At 70.8% G+C, this 17,970-nt stretch carries 18 protein-coding genes and 4 pseudogenes; 6 read left to right on the plus strand and 16 right to left on the minus strand.

The window, feature by feature from the left end; translation table 11 throughout:
- Positions 1–344: 344 nt before the first annotated feature.
- The 4 genes from ABD993_RS05765 to ABD993_RS05780 form a co-directional block, all read right to left on the minus strand.
- A complete protein-coding gene (locus tag ABD993_RS05765; RefSeq protein ID WP_345413443.1) occupies positions 345–1,613 on the minus strand; it encodes a DJ-1/PfpI family protein in 1,269 nt (422 codons plus the stop codon).
- Entirely contained in the window at positions 1,610–1,978 is a 369-nt protein-coding gene (locus tag ABD993_RS05770) for a hypothetical protein (protein WP_345413445.1), read from the minus strand. The genes ABD993_RS05765 and ABD993_RS05770 overlap by 4 nt, the downstream gene beginning before the upstream one ends.
- 86 nt (positions 1,979–2,064) lie before the next feature.
- Positions 2,065–2,724: a response regulator gene (locus tag ABD993_RS05775; protein ID WP_345413447.1), complete on the minus strand. Its 660-nt coding sequence runs from the start codon at positions 2,722–2,724 to the stop codon at positions 2,065–2,067.
- On the minus strand, positions 2,721–3,782 hold the full coding sequence (locus ABD993_RS05780; RefSeq protein ID WP_345413449.1) for a sensor histidine kinase: 1,062 nt from the start codon (positions 3,780–3,782) through the stop codon (positions 2,721–2,723). Before ABD993_RS05780 ends, ABD993_RS05775 begins: the two co-directional genes overlap by 4 nt.
- Before the next feature lie 138 nt (positions 3,783–3,920).
- Here ABD993_RS05780 and ABD993_RS05785 point away from each other — a divergent pair, with 138 nt between their 5' ends.
- Entirely contained in the window at positions 3,921–4,562 is a 642-nt protein-coding gene (locus ABD993_RS05785) for a TetR/AcrR family transcriptional regulator (RefSeq protein WP_345413451.1), read from the plus strand.
- Between the two features lie 2 nt (positions 4,563–4,564).
- Here ABD993_RS05785 and ABD993_RS05790 read toward each other — a convergent pair whose 3' ends face one another.
- The 3 genes and pseudogenes from ABD993_RS05790 to ABD993_RS05800 form a co-directional block, all read right to left on the minus strand.
- Entirely contained in the window at positions 4,565–4,906 is a 342-nt protein-coding gene (locus ABD993_RS05790) for a VOC family protein (protein WP_345413453.1), read from the minus strand.
- Positions 4,907–5,085: 179 nt separating this feature from the next.
- Positions 5,086–5,535 carry a glutamate ligase domain-containing protein gene (locus ABD993_RS05795; RefSeq protein WP_345413455.1) on the minus strand — a complete coding sequence of 150 codons (450 nt, stop codon included), beginning with the start codon at positions 5,533–5,535 and terminating at the stop codon, positions 5,086–5,088.
- A 74-nt stretch (positions 5,536–5,609) separates the two neighbouring features.
- Positions 5,610–6,545: pseudogene (locus ABD993_RS05800) on the minus strand (UDP-N-acetylmuramoyl-tripeptide--D-alanyl-D-alanine ligase); the annotation flags it as partial.
- 105 nt (positions 6,546–6,650) lie between these two features.
- On the opposite strand from ABD993_RS05800, the gene ABD993_RS05805 reads away from it, so the two are divergent.
- Genes ABD993_RS05805 through vanX form a run of 3 tightly spaced genes read left to right on the plus strand, consistent with a single transcriptional unit; the run spans position 6,651 to position 9,251 of the window.
- Positions 6,651–7,604 carry an NAD(P)-dependent oxidoreductase gene (locus ABD993_RS05805; RefSeq protein WP_425568901.1) on the plus strand — a complete coding sequence of 318 codons (954 nt, stop codon included), beginning with the start codon at positions 6,651–6,653 and terminating at the stop codon, positions 7,602–7,604.
- Complete coding sequence (gene vanA / locus ABD993_RS05810; RefSeq protein WP_345413457.1) at positions 7,597–8,646, plus strand: D-alanine--(R)-lactate ligase; 1,050 nt, start codon at positions 7,597–7,599, stop codon at positions 8,644–8,646. Before ABD993_RS05805 ends, vanA begins: the two co-directional genes overlap by 8 nt.
- Positions 8,643–9,251 carry a D-Ala-D-Ala dipeptidase VanX gene (gene vanX / locus ABD993_RS05815; RefSeq protein WP_345413459.1) on the plus strand — a complete coding sequence of 203 codons (609 nt, stop codon included), beginning with the start codon at positions 8,643–8,645 and terminating at the stop codon, positions 9,249–9,251. Before vanA ends, vanX begins: the two co-directional genes overlap by 4 nt.
- Here vanX and ABD993_RS05820 read toward each other — a convergent pair.
- A complete protein-coding gene (locus ABD993_RS05820; protein WP_345413461.1) occupies positions 9,227–10,372 on the minus strand; it encodes a sensor histidine kinase in 1,146 nt (381 codons plus the stop codon). The genes vanX and ABD993_RS05820 overlap by 25 nt on opposite strands.
- Positions 10,365–11,060, minus strand: coding sequence for a response regulator transcription factor (locus ABD993_RS05825; RefSeq protein ID WP_345413463.1), 696 nt, complete (start codon positions 11,058–11,060; stop codon positions 10,365–10,367). The genes ABD993_RS05820 and ABD993_RS05825 overlap by 8 nt, the downstream gene beginning before the upstream one ends.
- A 605-nt stretch (positions 11,061–11,665) precedes the next feature.
- On the opposite strand from ABD993_RS05825, the gene ABD993_RS05830 reads away from it, so the two are divergent.
- Complete coding sequence (locus ABD993_RS05830) at positions 11,666–12,271, plus strand: dihydrofolate reductase family protein (RefSeq protein WP_345413464.1); 606 nt, start codon at positions 11,666–11,668, stop codon at positions 12,269–12,271.
- A 231-nt stretch (positions 12,272–12,502) separates the two neighbouring features.
- A complete protein-coding gene (locus ABD993_RS05835) occupies positions 12,503–13,099 on the plus strand; it encodes a VOC family protein (protein WP_345413465.1) in 597 nt (198 codons plus the stop codon).
- A 358-nt stretch (positions 13,100–13,457) separates the two neighbouring features.
- Here ABD993_RS05835 and ABD993_RS05840 read toward each other — a convergent pair whose 3' ends face one another.
- The 7 genes and pseudogenes from ABD993_RS05840 to ABD993_RS05870 all read right to left on the minus strand — a co-directional run.
- Entirely contained in the window at positions 13,458–14,483 is a 1,026-nt protein-coding gene (locus ABD993_RS05840) for a DUF6282 family protein (protein ID WP_345413466.1), read from the minus strand.
- Positions 14,480–14,764 carry a hypothetical protein gene (locus tag ABD993_RS05845; protein WP_345413467.1) on the minus strand — a complete coding sequence of 95 codons (285 nt, stop codon included), beginning with the start codon at positions 14,762–14,764 and terminating at the stop codon, positions 14,480–14,482. The genes ABD993_RS05840 and ABD993_RS05845 overlap by 4 nt, the downstream gene beginning before the upstream one ends.
- Positions 14,765–15,070: 306 nt before the next feature.
- On the minus strand, positions 15,071–15,934 hold the full coding sequence (locus ABD993_RS05850; RefSeq protein WP_345413470.1) for an AMP-binding protein: 864 nt from the start codon (positions 15,932–15,934) through the stop codon (positions 15,071–15,073).
- Positions 15,931–16,272: pseudogene (locus ABD993_RS05855) on the minus strand (acyl-CoA dehydrogenase family protein); the annotation flags it as partial. The gene ABD993_RS05850 and the pseudogene ABD993_RS05855, both read right to left, overlap by 4 nt.
- An 18-nt stretch (positions 16,273–16,290) precedes the next feature.
- Entirely contained in the window at positions 16,291–16,821 is a 531-nt protein-coding gene (locus tag ABD993_RS05860) for an acyl-CoA dehydrogenase family protein (RefSeq protein ID WP_345413472.1), read from the minus strand.
- A 5-nt stretch (positions 16,822–16,826) separates the two neighbouring features.
- Positions 16,827–17,084, minus strand: a pseudogene (locus ABD993_RS05865) (transposase); the annotation flags it as partial.
- A 670-nt stretch (positions 17,085–17,754) separates the two neighbouring features.
- A pseudogene (locus ABD993_RS05870) lies at positions 17,755–17,970 on the minus strand (methylmalonate-semialdehyde dehydrogenase (CoA acylating)); the annotation flags it as partial.

Below are 17,970 nucleotides of genomic sequence, written 5' to 3' on the forward strand. Positions count from 1 at the left end.
CGGTGTTCAGCTGGAGAAGTCGTGGTCGGTCGTAGGCGGACCAAAACGGTGACTTCTTGGGTGTGTATCGCAGGGCGCGCCGAGGTCGTCCTTCTCGCTGCGGCACGGCCGGACCGCACGGTGCCGCTCCGTGAGGTCCGAACGTCCGGTGAGACGTACGGCCCTGCTGTCACCCGGCCGGCTCCGACAGCCGGGCCACACCGTGATCAGCGGCGTCACGTCTGGCCTGCGGTCGGGGCGCACCGTCGACAGCCGGAACGTCTCCGTGGCGGCGACCTGCGCACGCCCGGTGTCCCATGGGGGGGTCGGCGTGGCATCGGGGTGGCTGACTCCACGGATCACGGTCACGTCGGTAGGGGTTTTGTGGTGCTCTCCTTCCGGGAGCGGTGGCGGAGCAGGATGCCGGTGATGGCGGCCGCGACCAGGCCGAGCCCGACCGGCAGCAGGGTGGGTACCCAAGGCCAGGCCGGCCCATCGAGGACGAGGCCGTCGGCGGGGAACTCGTGGACCGCGGCGGTCCAGGCGGCGGTGGACCGGTCGGTGGTGCGGGCGAGGTCGACGAGCGCGGCATCGAAGGCGAACCCGCCCGCGGCATGTAGGCCGGTCGGGCCCGGGGTGAGCATGCGGTCGAGACCGGCGGCGGAGAGGTCGTCGCGCGGGAGGACGGTGAGGCCGTGGTGGGTACGGACCGGGCCGCCGTCGGCGGACAGCGCAACGGTGCGGGCGGCGAGGGACTGCCCGCCATGGACGTCGAACACCGAGGCGAGCTCGAGCTCGCCGACTCCGGGGGTGACGACGACGCCGATCCGGTCGGGATCCCACCGCAGCGCCGCGTTGACCACGGCGACGGGGTAGGGCCCGCCGGGTGCGTGGACGGGATCCTCGGCCCGGTGCCGGGTCCAGCCGATCGCGGCCGCCGCCCGGTCCGCGGTGGAGGGATCGGTCAGCTGCTCGACGGCGTGCAGGGTGCCGTCGAGTCCGGAGAGGATGCCCGCGGTCGTGACGACCGGGCCGTCGGAGACGAACCGGACGCTGCTGACCCAGTCGGTGCGGTCGTGGGCGGCGGTGTAGCGCTCGACGCGGGTCCAGTGCGCGGTGGCGGTGCGGCCGTCGAGGACTCCGGCCGCGGCGAGCACCCCGGCACCGTTGCACACGCCGACGACGTGGGCGCCGCGGTCGACCTGGGCGTCCGCCCAGGCTCCGGCGGGGTCGTCGTCCGCGGGCAGCGCGGGAACGATCACCAGGTCCGGTGCCGCGCCGTCGAGCCGGTCGGTGAGCTCGTCGAAGGTCAGGTGCGGGAGGAGGTCCAGGCCGCCGGTCAGCACGACCGGGTCGTGGTCGGCGGCCACGGCATAGACGTTGAACCGGTCGGTGACCGCCAGGGTCTCGAAGGGCCCCAACACGTCCGAGGCCACGGCGCCGTCGGCGCCGAGCACCACCGCCGCCGTCGGTCGGGCTGGGTCGTGGACCGGGGGAGCGGGGTGCGGGACCGCGCGGGCGGGGCCTGGAGCGTGCAGCGCGGCGAAGGTGGCGGGTGCCGAGATCGCGGCACCGACGCCCGCGGGCAGGAGGAGGGCCACGAGCACCGCGATCCACGTGCCGACGCGGTTCATCGGGCCACACCGTGCGCGTACTCGGTGCGCCTGCGGAGCATCACCAGCAGCATCAGTGGGAACATCACCACGTGGCCCGCGATCATCAGCGCGGTGCCGGAGAGCAGGCCGAGCCAGAACGCGGGGAGCAGCAGGGCGAAGGGCAGGAGCATCACCAGGCACATCTCGGTGGTCGCCGCCCGGCTGTGGCGCCGGATGCGCATCCACAAGCCCATCGCGACGGCCATGTCCACGGCCATGATCGCGGCCGCGGCGTCCGGCCGGCCGGACCAGGCGGCAGGCCACAGTGGAGCGAACAGGAGCATGCCGACGACCATCGCGGCGCACATCTCCAGGTAGTGCCCGACGAAGCGAGTGGTGGTCATGAGGACCTCCTCGGTGGGGGGCGGGGACGCACCGAGGATGGCGAGCGCGGCGGCCAGGGACCCGTGCCGATGGTCACGGTCCCCGGTCACGGTCCGAGCAGGTCGAGGGCGTGGGCGCGCAGCGCGGCCTGGGTCCGGTCCCGCACAGCGAGCTTGACCAGCACGTTCGTCACGTGGTTCTTCACCGTGCCCGCGGCCAGGAACAGCTCGCCCGCGATCTCGCGGTTGCTCAGCCCCCGGGCGAGCAGCCGGAGCACCTGCAGCTCGCGCTCGGACAGCGGGTCCACCAGCGGCTGGGGCCGGGGGCTGGGCACAGGGTCGGGCAGCTGCGCGACGCGGGCGACGACCTTCGCCGCCACCGACGGCTGCAGGACGGACTCCCCGCGGGCGGCCGCGAGCACGGCCTCGACGAGCCGGGCCGACGGCACGTCCTTGAGCAGGTATCCCAGCGCCCCGGCGCGCAGGGCGGCGAAGACGTCCTCGTCGTCGTCGAACGTGGTCAGGGCGATCAGCCGCACCGCGGGCTGCTCGACCCGGAACCGCCGGATGGCCCCGACGCCGTCGAGCACCGGCATACGCAGGTCCATCAGCACCACGTCCGGGGCGAGCTCCGCCCCGCGGCGCAGCGCCTCCGCCCCGTCGCCCGCCTCCCCGGCGACGGTGATCTCCGGCTGGGCGTCGAGCAGGGTGCGGAGGGCCTCCCGGAACAACGCCTGGTCGTCGACGACGAGCACGCGGACGGTCATCCGGGCACCTCCATCCGTAGCACGCTCCCGCCCTCCGGCGGCCCGAGGAGCTCGACCCGACCGCCGAGCGGTTCGGCGCGCTCCCGCAGGCCGACCAGCCCGAACCCGGTGGCGGACATCGGGCGTGGTCCCACGCCGTCGTCGCGCACCTCGACGCGCACGGTGCCCGGTCCGAAGTCGAGGACGACCTCGGTCCGCGTGGCGGCGGCGTGCTTGCGCGCGTTCGTCAGCCCCTCCTGGGCGGCGCGACGCAGGGCCCCGGTGATCTCGGACGGCAGCGGGCGGGGCGTGCCGGTGATCGTGAGATCGGCGCCGACCTCGGTGGTCAGCGCGGTCAGGGCCTCGGGGAGCGAGCGGGGCTCGCGCAGCATCCGGACCGAGCGGCGGACGTCCTCCAACGCCGACTCGGCGGTGTGCTGTGCGGTGGCCAGCAGCGCGTCGGTCCGCGTCGGGTCGGTGAGCAGGACCGCCCGGGCGGCCTTGAGCTGCATCCCGACGACGGACAGGGCGTGGCCGAGCTCGTCGTGGATGTCGCGGGCCACCCGGTTGCGCTCCTGGGCGGTGGCCAGCCGCGCTACCTCGGCGTGGGCGGCGGCGAGGTCCGCCCGGGCGCGCTGCTCGCGGCGCAGCAGCTCGGTGACGACGGCCCCGAACAGCACCGCGGCCAGCGTCCCGACCCCCTCGCGGGCGGCCTCGGCGAGCGGCATCCCGGTGTGCACGAAGGGGGTCAGCGCGACGACCACCGCGGTCGCGGGCAGCGGGAGCAGCAGTACGCACTGGCTGACGAGCACCACCAGGTTCAGCGTCCCGCCCACGCCGGGGTCGGTCGTGAACACCGCGTAGCCGAGCCCGCCCTGCACCACGACGTATCCGACCGCGGCCCACCGCCCGGCACGCCGCACCCGGCCGAAGCCGACTGTGCCCACCAGCGCGAACGCCGCTCCGAGGGGGATCGCGGGCCAGGCCGGCCCGGCGCCGAGTGCGCCGATCACCACGGTCGCGAAGGCGCCGAGGCACAGCACGGCGAGCGCGCGATCGAGCGGCTCACCGATGCGCAACGGTCAGGATCCCTCCGAAGATCACCCGGAAACCCGCACTCTCCCGGGCCCACCCCCCGGCGGGCCCGGTGCCGGCACCGTAGAACGGCCCGTACGGCGAAGTCAAACAGTCCTGTTCGAGTTGTTACGATCCCCGGTGTGACGGAGAGTCGGCGGGCCGACGCCACGCGCAACGTCGAGCGGATCCTGGAGGCCGCCACCGCCTGCCTGCTGGTCACCCCGTCGGCGACCATGACCGAGATCGCCCGCGCCGCGGGGCTTGGCCGGGTCACCCTCTACGGGCACTTCGCCTCGCGCGCGGAGCTGGTCGAGGCCGTCGCCGGCCGGGTGCTCGGGGCCAACGAGGCCGCCCTGGCGGACCTCGACCAGACCGGTGACGCGCGAGCGGCCCTCGTCCGGTTGCTGCGCGCCACCTGGCGACAGCTCGACGCTGCCCGCGCCGTCCTCGCGGCCGCAACCCAGGAGCTCTCTCCCGAGCGGCTCTGGGACCTGCACAAGGAACCCGCGGCCCGGGTCGAGCGGCTGGTGGAACGGGGCAGGCGTGAGGGAGTGTTCCGCTCGGATCTGCCGGTGTCCTGGCTCGTCGCCGTGGTCCATCAGGTCGTCCACGGGGCCGCCGAGGAGGTCGCCGCGGACCGGCTCGACCCGGACGCCGCCGCCGACGTCGTCGTCCGGACCGTGCTGGCGGTCTTCGCCCCGCCCGCCGAGGACCCCCTGCCCGGCATCCCGGAGCAGGCGGAGATGCGCGGCGGAGCCCGGTCGGCGCCAGGGCGGGAATGAGGTCACGACGACTGCCCGCCGACTCCGATGTCGTTCCCGTCCGGGTCCCGGTAGGAGACCTTGGTGACGCCGTTGCCGTACTGCTCTCGTGCCACCGGTCGCACACCGCGTTCGGCTGCGGCGGTGAGGAACTCGTCGAGGTCGTCGACGAACACGGTGACTCGTGAGTGGCCTGCGTGTTCCGGCAGCAGCTCGACGTAGAGATGGCGGTGCTCGGCCAGCGTCCAGACGTGCTCGACATCGTTGGGTGCGAAGGCGTCGACCTCGCCGAGCAGCCTGTCGAACCAGTTGATCGCGCGGGTCAGGTCGCTCACCGCGACGCAGGCGAACAGGTCGATCTCCACAGGCGATCCTCCGTTGTGCCGCCGCGGGTGTCCGCGGCTCCTCAGGGAGCGACCGTCCGGACCGCGCCGACTCATCGATCCCGCCACGATCGTGTCGCCGGCTCGGTGCCCGCCTCGTCGACGGGGCCTGGGCACCGCACGCCGGTTGTGGCCGATTGCCTGTGTGTGCTTGCAGGGTGTCACCTGAGCGCGGCGGCGACCTCGTCGAGGCGCGCTGCGCGTGAGGCCTTGACGAGCACCACGTCGCCCTCGGTGAGGTGAGCGTGCAGCCATGCGACAGCGTCGTCGTTGTCGGGGACGTGGATCGCCTTGTCCCCGGCTCCCTCGGCGATGTGCCGGGCAGTGTCGCCGATCGCGATCACGAGGTCGGCGCGGGAGGCGGCGTACTCGCCGATGGCGTGATGCTCGGCGTGGGACTCGTCGCCCAGCTCGAGCATCTCGCCGAGTACGGCGATCCGGCGGGTGCCCTCGATGGTCGCAAGCGTCGCCAGTGCCGCGCGGGTCGAGTCAGGGTTGGCGTTGTAGGTGTCGTCGAGCAGCGTCGCGCCGGAGCCCAGGTGCCGCAGCTCGGCGCGCCACTTCGACAGTGATGCGGTGGAGAGTGCCGCGGCGGCGGCGTCGACGGGCACTCCGGCGGCGAGCCGGCCGCGGCGGCGGCTGCGGCGTTGACCGCCTGATGGGCTCCGACGATCTGGAGCCGGACCGTGGCGGACCCATGGGCGGTCCGCAGGGTGAAGCTCGGGCGTCCCAGCCGATCGAGCCTCAGATCCGTGACCTGCACATCGGCGTTCTCGGCATGACCGAAGGTGAGGACCGGGCCGTCGGTGAGCGTGCGCATTGCGGCGACCCGCAGGTCGTCGGCGTTGAGGACGGCGGTTCGACCGGGGGCGAGCCCCTGGACGAGCTCGCTCTTCGCCTGCGCGACTGCCGCGCGGGAACCGAACTCGCCGAGGTGGGCGATCCCGGCATTGAGGACGACAGCGATGTCCGGCTCGGCCAGTCGGGCGAGGGCGGCGATGTCGCCGATGTGGCGGGCTCCCATCTCGAGGACCAGGTATCGCGTGGTCGGATCGGTGCGCAGCATGGTGAGCGGCACGCCGAGCTCGTTGTTGAGAGAGCCGATGGTGGCGATCGTCGGGCCGGTGGCGGACAGCACTGCGGCGAGAAGGTCCTTGGTGCTGGTCTTGCCCTGCGAGCCGGTCAGCCCGACGACGGTCAACCGCTCCCGCAGGAGGGAGACGACGTATGCGGCGAGAGCCTGGAGCGCGGCCCTCGTGTCCCGGACGACGACGGATGGCAGCGGCATCGGCCGAGCGCCCAGCACGGCGACCGCCCCGGCCCGTGCGGCGTGCTCGGCGAAGTCGTGGCCGTCGACACGGTCGCCGGAGAAGGCGACGAAGAGCGCGCCCTGCCCCGCCTGTCGGCTGTCCAGGACGGTCGGCGCGGTCACGACGACGGAGCTGTCGCCGTCCACGGTGCCGCCGACGATCGTGGCGATGTCGCCGAGGCTGAGGGGGATCATGCGGGTAGTGAGGGCCGACCGATGTTGCGTGAGCGTCGCGAGAACTCGATACGGCGACGATATGCCCTCGTCAGGATATCGCTGGTGTCTCGGAAACCGGATACGTCGGGGCAACATCGCCCGGTGTTGGCTCCGAGCATGACCGAAGGCCGGCCCAGGCGAACAGGACCCTGCACTGCGGGATCGTCGGGATCCGTGCTCACCCGTGGGCAGCGGATCGGGATCACCGTGTACGGGTGCGACCGCGACGAACACACCCTCTTCCGGGAGTCGGCGCACCGCTTCGGTGTCGAGCCGGCCGTGACCGGCGAGCCCGTGTCGGTGGCAGGGGCCCTCCTGGCATCGGGGAACCGCTGCGTCAGCGTCGACCACCGGACCCGGGTCACCGGCCCGATCCTGCGGGCTCTCGGACGGGTGGGCGTGCGGTACCTTTCGACGCGGAGCATCGGGGTCGACCACATCGACCTGGAGCAGGCGGCCCGCGCCGGGATCACCGTCGGGAACGTCGCGTACTCGCCCGCAGCGGTAGCCGACTACACGCTCATGCTGATCGTGATGTCGCTGCGCCACACTCGGTCCGTCCTGGACCGGACGGCGGCGCACGACTATCGGCCGCCGCCCACGCGGGGCAGGGAGCTACGGGACCTCACTGTGGGCGTCGTCGGGACCGGACGCATCGGCGCCGCCGTCGTCGACCGACTGACCGGGTTCGGCGCCCGGATCCTGGCCCACGACCCCCGTCCGACCCTCTCGGCCGACTACGTGCCGCTCGAGGACCTGCTCCGGCGCAGCGACGTGGTGACCCTCCACGTCCCGCTCGGTGCTCGGACCCGGCATCTGCTGGATCGTGCACGCCTCGGTGAGCTGAAGGCCGGCGCGATCGTGGTGAACACCGGACGGGGGGCCCTCGTCGACACCGGGGCACTCGCGGACGAGCTGGAGCGCGGCCGCCTGGGCGGCGCCGCCCTCGACGTTCTCGAGGGCGAGGAAGGGATCTTCGCGACCGACCGCCGACGTGACCCGGTCGACTGGCCGGTGCTGGCCCGGCTGCAGAGGCTGCCGAACGTGATCGTCACCCCGCACGTCGCCTACCACACCGACCACGCCCTTCGCGACGCCGTGGAGAACTCGATCCTGCAGTGCCTGACCTTCGAGAGCGGGTGCCGGGATGCATAGGACCCGGATCGGGATCCTGTTCGGCGGCCGCTCCGAGGAACACCCGGTCTCGGTGAAGTCCGCCCGCGAGGTCGCCGCTCATCTCGACCTCGACCGGTACGAGCCGTTCTTCGTCGGGATCACCGGGTCCGGGACCTGGCGGCTGTGCGACGGTCCGGACGAGGGCTGGGAGGAGCGTGGCCGCCTAGTCGTCCTGTCGCCGGACCCGAGCGTGCACGGGCTGCTGGTCGCGGACGGGAACCGGTTCGAGGCGGCCCGGCTGGACGTGGTCCTCCCCGTCCTGCACGGCCGGTACGGCGAGGACGGGTCGGTCCAGGGGCTGCTGGAGCTCGCCGGCGTGCCCTACGTCGGGTGCGACGTCGCGAGCTCGGCACTGTGCATGGACAAATCGTTGACCTACCTCGTCGCGCGCAGCGCCGGGGTCGCCACGCCGGCATTCCGGTCGCTCCTGCCCACCGAGGCGCTCGACCCGGCCGAGCTGAGCTATCCGGTCTTCGTCAAACCCGCCCGGTCGGGATCGTCGTTCGGGGTGACGAAGGTGGAGCGGGCCGACGAGCTACCGGGCGCGGTCGACGTCGCACGCCGGTACGACACGAAAGTTCTGGTCGAGGAGGCGATCGTCGCCGACGAGGTCGGATGTGCCGTCCTGGGCAACGGCGACGATCTCTTTGTGGGAGAGGTCGACCGGATCACGCTGTCCTGCGGCTTCTTCCGGATCCACCAGGAGGCATCGCCGGAGAGCGGGTCGGAGAACTCGACGATCACCGTGCCCGCGAACATCCCGTCGGAGTCGCGTCGGCTCGTCCAGGAGACCGCGAAGGTGGTCTACCGCGCCCTCGGGTGCCGCGGCCTCGCCCGCGTCGACCTGTTCCTCACCGCCGACGGGCGGATCGTGCTCAACGAGGTCAACACCCTCCCGGGCCTGACCTCCTACAGCCGCTACCCGGCCATGATGGCCGCCGCGGGGCTGACGCTCGGTGACGTCCTCGACCGGCTCGTCGCGCTCGCGACCGGGCCACAGGTGCGGGTGGCCGGAGGATGACCGCCGACTTCGTCTTCGTGGACCAGCTCGTTGCCGGGGTGCGTTGGGACGCCAAGTACTCGACCTGGGACAACTTCACCGGCAAACCGGTCGACGGGTACGCCGTCAACCGCATCGTGGGCACGACGGCGCTCTGTTCGGCCCTGGACCGGGCACGGCAGCGAGCCGAGGAGAAGGGCTTCGGGCTGCTGCTGTGGGACGGCTACCGCCCGCAGCGGGCCGTCGAGTGCTTCCTGAGGTGGGCGGAGCTGCCGGAGGACGGGCGCACCAAGGCACGTCACTACCCGAACATCGACCGTGGCGAGATGTTCGAGAGGGGATACGTGGCGGCGAGATCGGGGCACAGCCGCGGCAGCACCGTCGACCTGACGCTCTACCACCTCAGCACGGGCGAACTTGCCGAGATGGGCGGTGACCACGACCTGATGGACTCGCTCTCCCACCACGGCGCCGCGGACATCACGGACCTCGCGCGGAAGAACCGGGAGACCCTCCGGACGGTCATGGAGGGCAGCGGGTTCCGCGCCTACGACCAGGAGTGGTGGCACTACACCCTCGCGGACGAGCCCTATCCCGACACCTATTTCGACTTCCCCGTCGGGTAGCCGTGCGCGGACGGCAGCTGCACGACGACCTGGAGGCCGCCGCCGGGGCGGGGTGCGAGGGTGAGGGTTCCGGCGTGCGCCCTGGTGATGCTGGCGACGAGGGCCAGGCCGAGGCCGACGCCGGCCTGGTCGGAGTGGACGCGCTCGGTGCCGCGCCGGAACGGCTCGGTCAGGCCCGCGACCAGCTCCGGAGCCAGCTGGTCGCCGGTGTTCTCCACGGTGAGCGTGACCCCCGTGGCGGTGGTTGCGATGGTCACCCGCACGAGGCCCTGTTCGGGGAGGTTGTGGACGATCGCGTTGTGCAGCAGGTTCGTGGTCAACTGCAGCAGGAGCGCGGGGGAGCCGACGGTCGCCGCGGTGGATCCCGAGCTCCGCAGGACGACGGAGTGCTTCTCGGTGAGGGGGAGCAGGGTCTCGACCGCCTCCTCCAGCACCAGCGAGAGATCGACGGGCTCCGGGTCGAAGGACCCCTGCTCGGCCCGGCTGAGCACGAGCAGACCGTCGGTGAGGTCGATGGCCCGCGTCGTGACGAGCTGCAGCCGCCCCACGAGCTCGTCGACGTCGCGGTCCGGATCGCGCTGGGCCACGTCGAGCAGCGTCCGCATGATCGACAGCGGGGTGCGGAGCTCATGGGAGGCGTTGGCGGCGAACCGCTGCTGCTCGGCGACGTGTGCCTCGAGCCGTGCGAGCATGGAGTCGACGCTGTCGGCGAGCTCGCGGAACTCGTCCTGCCGGCCGTGCAGGTCGACCCGCTGGGAGAGCGACCCGGTCCCGGTCATGCGGGTGACGGCGGAGATCCGCGACAGCGGTGCGAGCATCCGGCCGGCGAGCAGCCAGCCGCCGACCAGCCCGAACACCAGCAGGATGCCCAGCATGAGCGCGGCCTTGGGGGCGAACGCCTCCCACAGGTCCGCCCGGCCGGGCACGACGAACCCGGGAGCGGGTGGTCGTGTCGGGTCCTCGCTCGCGCGATCTCTCACGATCCTGATCGCCTCGGGGGGCACGTACCGCAGGAGGAACACCCACACCACCGCGATGAGCCCGAGACCGGCCGCCATGAGGAACCCGGCGTAGCTGAGGCTGAGCTTGAGGCGGACGCTCCATCCCGGCGGCCTATCCACGCCGGCCCCCGGCCCCCTCGGGCCCGGCCGCGACGTCGATCCGGTAGCCGACCCCGGGCACCGTCGCGATCAGCCACGGTTCGCCCAGCCGCTTGCGCAGCGCCGACACCGTGATGCGCACGGCGTTGGTGAAGGGGTTGGCGTTGACGTCCCAGGCCCGTTCCAGGAGCTCCTCGGCGCTGATCACGCCACCCCCGGCAGCGACGAGGACCTCGAGCACCGCGTACTGTTTGCGGGTGAGCGGGACGTAGCGGCCGTCCCGATGGACCTCGCGGCGGAACGGGTCCAGCCGCAGGCCCGCGATCTCGAGTACGGGTGGCCTGGCGTGGGCGCGTCGGCGGTCGAGGGCCCGCAGCCGCAGCACGAGCTCCCGGAGGTCGAAGGGCTTGGTCAGATAGTCGTCGGCACCGAGCCCGAAGCCCGACGCCTTGTCGTCGAACCGGTCCGCGGCGGTGAGCATGAGGATCGGCATGCCCGTGCCCGAGGCGACGATGTGCTCGGCGATCTCGTCCCCGGACGGTCCGGGGATGTCGCGGTCGAGCACGGCGATGTCGTAGGTGTTGACGCTCAGCAGTTCCATCGCGGTGTGCCCGTCGGCGGCGATGTCGGCGGCGATCGCCTCCAGCCGAAGGCCGTCCCGGATGCCCTCGGCCATGAACGGCTCGTCCTCGACGACCAGAACACGCATGCGCCACATGGTGGCCTACGACGCATATCGCGGACGTACACAGACGGCACCCCGGGAACCCGTCCCAAGCTTGTGGTGCTCGGGCACGAGTCCGCACAGGCGAGCGGCGCCGACCCGCGGCGGGATCAGCGGCTCGAGCAACTCCCACGGATGCGGACGAGATGGCAGCCACCGACTCGTACGTCAACCCGATGCCGGTGGATCAAGTCTGCGGCCCCGGCCCCGGCACAACCAGTGCTGGCGCACAGCGGATCCCGGCAGCACTCTGCGCCTCAGCGCAGTGGACGCGGGTCGTCCTTCCGCTTCTGTTGGTCCTGGAAGTGGAGGTGGCCCCGACTCCGTCACCTCGTCGAGCCAGGGCACGCAGGTGAGCCCGTGGCCGACCCCTGCCAGTCATGCTCGCTCGCCGCGTGCGCGGCTACCACGCTCGCCCGGCCTGGGCTTCAGCACCCCGATGGTCGGGAAATGGACGATGGAGCTGGCCGCGCGAACATTCGACGCCCGATCCATGGCCGGCCTGTCATCGAAACAACCGAACGGACCCGATGAGTTCGTGGCCCGCGGCCGGTCCAAGCTCGTGACACCCGAGGAAAGGACACCGCGCCATGTCAGAGCTTCTCGTCGACTTCATCACCTCCCTCGACGGTTATGCATCGGGAGAGGGATGGCCCGGGTTCTGGGGCCTCGAGGGCCCGGAGTACCTCGCTTGGCTCGGCGAGCAGCCCGAGGTCACCTACCTCATGGGGGCGAACACCTATCGCCTGATGTCGGGCTTCGCCAGCGGCGAGGTCCCGGATGGCCAAGTTGAGTTCAGGGCCGAGGAGGAGGCGTCCGTCGACGAGCTCACGCAAGCGTCCAAGGTGGTGTTCTCCTCCTCGCTCGAGGAGCCACTGACGTGGGCCAACTCCGCGCTCGTCCGCGACGACGCCGTCGAGACGGTCCGCGCCATGAAGGAGAATGGCTCGGGGCTGCTCAGCACGATCGGCAGCCTCAGCCTGTGCCGGTCCCTGCTGAGAGCCGGACTCGTCGATCGCTTCCGGGTCGGGATGTTCCCGGTGATCACCGGGGCTACGGGCGCAGAACGCATCTACGACGGCTACCCGGACGTCGCCCTCGAGATGATCGAGCACCGGACCTTCGACGGTCGCATCCAGCTGGTCGAGTACAGGCCACGCGTGCTCGAGCACCCGCCGCTCGGCGCCCCTGCGTGACGCCGCCCGCGTCACGAAGGACCAGCACCCCTCAGGAGAGCAACCGTAGTGGGTTCCATCCGCGCCCAGGAGTGGACACCGCCGGGACGCAGGTTGGGTCGCAGGCCGGCGGGATCCTGCTGACCGACACCGCGGGCACCGTCCGGCCCGACCAGGCGCTGTCCCGGTGGCGGCTACCGGTGGGCAAATAGCTCGGTGTCATTTCGGCAGGTCCGGGCTTAGCGTCGGGCAGTGGCGAACGACCTGACCATTCCGCTCCTGCTCTGTCCATCCATCGACGAGATCGCGTCGTTCTACGAGATGCTCGGCTTCGAGATCACCTATCGGCAGACGCGGCCGAACCCGCACGTCGCGGTGCAACGGGAAGACATCAATCTGCACTTCTTCGGGATGGACGACTACGACCCGGCGCAGTCGTACAGCACGTGCCTGGTCATCGTGGCGGACACCAGCGAGCTGTTCGAGGCCTTCGCGCCGGGGATGCGGTCCGTGCACGGAGAACTGCTCATCTCCGGCATCCCGCGCATGACCCGACCGCGGCTGCGCAACGACCGGTACACCGGGTTCACCGTCGTCGATCCGGGCGGCAACTGGATCCGGATCAACAAGGCAGCCAAGGAACCCGAGGCACAGACTACGCTAGCCAAAGCCATGGACAACGCCGCGAGGCAGGCGGATGCGCGCGGCGACGAGCGCCAGGGGTTGAAGATCCTGAAAGGCGCGTTGAAGCGGGCGACCGGCGACGAACTGGAGCTTCAGGCGGTACGGGAGTACCGCGACGAGCTGGCCGAAAGGATCAAGGGGTCTGCGCCGAGGCCAGGTGCTTGAGCGCGGCCCTGACCACCTCGGGGTCGTAGGTCGTCCAGAACGGGAGAAGTGAGGGAGGCAGACACGGCAACTCCCGGTCATCAAGCAGGCGTCGGAACCCGCGATGATCGCCAAGGCGGCCGTGTCCTTCCCACCACCATCTCCGGCGGATCACCGCTCCGACACGCCGCTCGGTGCGACTTTGCCCGGCCCCTGGGTGAGCAGCTGACTCCCTGAAGGGAGTTTCCGTTGAGTAAGCGTTGACTGTGACCGTGAAAATCTGAACCGGGATCGACCTTGAGACGCTCTGACCTGCGGCGTTGAGTACACCGCCTCGGACTTGAACCGAGAACCCGCTGGAGGGGAGTCGGGTGTTCCATCACCGTCTCCGATAGGCGTCGGTGCTGGTCAGGTGGCCCTTGGGGGCTGGGTCGATCATCACTCGTGATGGCTGTCGGCCACGATGGTCTGTTGTAAGCGGTGACCAAAACGGTGACTGGACGGATCCCCGGCGGCGTTGATCAGCCGTCGCGCAGGGTACGGAGCGGCCCAATCCGGAGGTCGCCCCCAAGGCCCGTCCTCGGCCTACCCGTCCAGGAACGATTGGCCGTTCACGGCCATGATCTGGGTGAAGCGCTTCCTCGCCCAGGTGCGGGGCCAAGCCTCGGAACCAGGTCGTGAGGCCCTCCCGGTAATCCGGGAACGACGTGTGCCCGAGATCGCTCCCGAGGACGAGTAGGGACGTCGGGTAGGCCGTCGCCAAGCGCATGGTCGGGCTGTCCGCGGGTGTGGTGTCGAGGTCGGCGACACACCCGACCTCGAGGCGGACGTCGAGCTTCGCGAGCGGGTCGAACAGGTCGTCGTTCCAGTTCATGAAGTCGAACGTCGGATGGTTGACCAGGAAGCGACGAGCACCGCGGGCGTGAGCGGCCTGGAAGATCCGGACGGCGTCGCCGACCGGTACATGTCCCGAAGCGAGTATGAGGTCGTGGGCGGCGACCAGGTCGAGGACCTCGTCGAGGCCGCGTGCGGGGGCACCGTCGTCGAGTACCGGCACCTGCCGGAGACGGACTCCGCGGTGTACGGCGAGTGCGGCGGAGCCTGCCGCGGCCTGGTGGGCGGCCGAGGAGACCGTGGGCAGCCACACGACCCGGCCGCCCAGACGGGCGCAGACCTCGACCGCGTCCGGGTTGCAGCCACCGACGGGCGAGTTGAGGACGATCCCACCCGAGATCCCCGCCCCTGCCAACGCGGCCCGCTCGGCTGTGGAGCCCTCGTGGGCCTTGAGGACGAGCCGGTCCACACCGGTGCCGCGGGCCTCGGCGACGGCGTCCGGGTCGTCTCGCCGACGAGGCAGGATGCTCGGGCCCGAGTGGACGTGGAAGTCGACGATCCCGTCGATCACAGTTCGACGACCTCCAGTGCTGTGGTGAGGTCGAGCTGCCCGCGGCGTGTCTTGCCGACCGTCGTGTCCCGGGGGAGGGCGTCGACCCGGGCGACGGCCGACGGCTGCATGAAGGCGGGAAGCTCGGACCGACGGTCGCGGATCGCGTCGATCGGGATCGCATCCGCCTCGATGAACAGGACGAGCTCCTCGTCGACGAGGCTGCTGGGGCGCTTCCAGAGGGCCAGGTCCGTGATGGTGTCGATCTCGCGGAAGGTGTTCTCGACGAAGTGCAGCGGCACGAACTCCCCTTGACCCGAACCGAGTCCGAGGCTCGGGCTCGGTAGACCAGACCGCCGTGCTCGTCGGTGTAACCGAGGTCGCCACTGGCGAACCAGCCGTCGGGAACGAGCGGTTCCAGGACGCGGCCCGGCCGCACGTAGCCCTCAGCGAGGATGCCTGGCCCGTGTGCTCGGACCTGGATCTCGCCGTCGACGATTCGGTGGGTGAGCCCCGGCCTGGCATGTCCGCCGTAGTGGACTGCTCCCTCGGGTGGCGCCGCCGTGTCGTCTTGACGCCACAGGTGCATGTGGGACAGTCCGCCGAGTTCAGTCGACCCGTAGACGGAGACTCCGAGCGGGACGTCGAACGAGGTCAGGAACGCGGGATCCGCGTAGAACACCACGCGCAACGCGTGCCCCGCCGCGTCGGCCGATGTCGTGCGGCGCTTGAGGATCTCCAGCGGCGGCCCGTGCAGGATCGCGGCGGTGGCACCGGTATCCCGGACCTGCGACCAGAACGAGCGCGCCGAGAAACCGCGGGAGGCTGAGGCAGCTTGCGCGGGCGCTGAGCGATCCCAGGACGCCGTAGCCGAGAGGGTTGATGTGGAACAGCGGCAGCGGGGTCAGCACCGTGTCGCGTCCGGTCAGGCCCAGACCGTCGGCGATGTAGCGGCCGAGGGAGACGAAGTACCGCTGTGACTGGGCGACCAGCTTCGGTGGGCCGGTGGTACCCCAGGTCAACATGAACGCGCTGAGGTCGGATCCCTCGGCGCGTAGCCCCGGGAGGGCGGCGGTGCCGCCGGTGCCGCCGATGAGGCCGCGTGCGTCGATCCATCCGTCTGCGACCGAGGGTGGAGCAGGTCGCGCGTCTGTCGACAGGACCGCCTGCGGGGCCAGAGGCGTCAGTACCTCGCTCATCAGCTCGTCGGGAAACGACGGATTGATCAACGCTGTCGGCAGGCCCGCCAGCTGACACGCCATCCAGGTGAGCAGCCAGTCGTTGGAGTTCTCTCCGACGAGAGCGACGGGCTCACCGGGTACCAGTCCCCGCGCGAGCAGGGCGTGGGCCCTCGACGCCGCGCTATCGACGGCATCGCCGAGTGCCATCGGTGCCTCGGCGATCCCGAGGAGCGCGGTCGGGGAGTCGGCGCGTCGAGCCATCAGCAGCCGGGACACGGTGTCGATGGTCATGCGAGCCCCTCGAGGGTCTCCGAGCGCAGCACCCGACGGGCGATGTAGTTGCGCATGACCTCGACCGACCCGCCGCCGATGCGATACACCTTCACGTCCGCCAAGAGCTGACCGAAGTCCGTGTCGGTGTAGCAGCCGTGCGAACCGACGAGCGCGAACGCGTCCGAGGTGGCCCGCTCCGCGGCGTCGACCGCGACCATCTTGGCGAGACTGGTCGCAAGGGCGGGGTCCCCGCCGGCGTCGGCCAGGTTCGCGGCGTGGTCGCGTGCCAGGGAGCTGGTGTACAACTCGGCGTAGGCGTTCGCCACCGTCCACTGGATGCCCTGGAACTCGGCGACCTTGTGCCCGCCGACATCTCAGCCCTGGGCGTAGGCGGTCGCCTGGGCCAGGGCTCGCCTGCCGTAGCCGATGAGCTCGGAGGCGTTGCCGAGCCTACTGATGTTGAAGGTGGTCAGGAACGTGTCCAGGCCTGCACCGACCTGCCCGAGAACCGCGGAGCCGGGCACCCGGACCTCGTCGAACGCCATGTCGGCGGTCGGGAGCATGCGCAGTCCGATCGGGGTGGTCTGCACGCTGCTGACCCCGGGGAGGTCCGTGTCGACGAGGAACGCGGTCAGCCCGTCCTCGGTGATGGCGTACACGAGGGTGACGTCGGACTGGTGACCGAGGTTCACATGGGTCTTGCGACCGGTGATCACCCAGTCCGCACCGTCTCGCCGCGCGGTGGTGCGGATCGCCTTCAGCGAGGACGCCGCCCCCGGTTCGGAGATGGACTCGGAGAAGACGATCTCACCTCGAGCGATCCCGCCGAGGTAGCGGGCCCGCTGTTGCGCCGTCCCGAAGGCGAGCAACCGCTGTTGGCCCTGGATGGCGATCTGCGGTGACACCAGCCCGTGCCGTTGCGCAGCTTCGGGATCGCCACGTCGATCGTGCCCGCGCGGGTGTCGAAGTCACGGTGGCGGTAGCCGTTGCGGGTGTTCGTCCGCTGCTCGGAGCGCTCGCCCCACGCGGCGCCGCACACCGCGTCGGCGTCGGCGGACATGAGTGTGTTGATGAACGTGGTCAACATCTGACGGAGCAGGTCAGGACTCGCCTGGGACAGCTGCTCGTGCAGGAACTCGGTCGGGTCGATAATCGAGGGTGCGGTCATCGCGTGTCGTCCTTCGAGAAGCACTGTGAGAGGTCTTCAAGAAGATCACGCGATGGCCGCCCCACACGACGCCTCGCCCGTCACCGGGCCGGTCGCACACCACCCTGGTGGACGCCACTGCCAGCCACGATCAACACCACAGGAGGATGCCACCCCGGGTGAGCGTGAGATGTCTCGACTCTGGGAGCGAGGGCGCGGGGCGGACCGACAGGTCCTGTCATGAGACATCACCGTCGAACAGCTGACTCGGGTGTCCGTCCCGACCCCGCTGGCGGGGCTGACCGTCGGTGCATTGCAGTCAGCGGACACGTCTCGCTGCTTCCGTGCGTTGGACCGTAAGAGTGATCTTCAGGGGGATTGGCCCGAGCGCCGCAGAGTTTCTGTGATCACTGGAGATCACGATGGATAATCGTCGACCAAAGCGGTCACTCGATCTTGATACTTTGTGTACACCGCCACGGACTTGAACCGTGAACCCGCTGGAGGGGAGTCGGGTGTTTCACCACCGGCTCCGATCCTCGTTCATGCTGGTCAGGGGCCCTGCGTTCCCTAAACGATCATCAGCGGAGATGCCTGTTCGTCGCGGTGATCTGTTGTAAGCGGTGACCAAAACGGCGACGTGGAGCCCCGTCGTAGCAGCTGTCGAGTCGCTGAGTTCAAGGCCGCGGCCTCAGGTGTTCTGGGGGAAGCCCAGGTCGATGCCGCCGCGGGCTGTGCGGTCGGCGGGGTCGAGCCAGCGGGTGGTGACGACCTTGCCGCGGGTGAAGAAGTGGAAGCCCTCGACCCCGTGGGCGTGGGTGTCGCCGAACAGCGAGTTCTTCCAGCCGCCGAAGGAGTAGTAGGCCATCGGGACCGGCACCGGCACGTTGATGCCGATCATCCCGAC

Origin of the sequence: Pseudonocardia xishanensis, assembly GCF_039541715.1 — a bacterium.
GTDB classification, from domain to species: domain Bacteria; phylum Actinomycetota; class Actinomycetes; order Mycobacteriales; family Pseudonocardiaceae; genus Pseudonocardia; species Pseudonocardia xishanensis.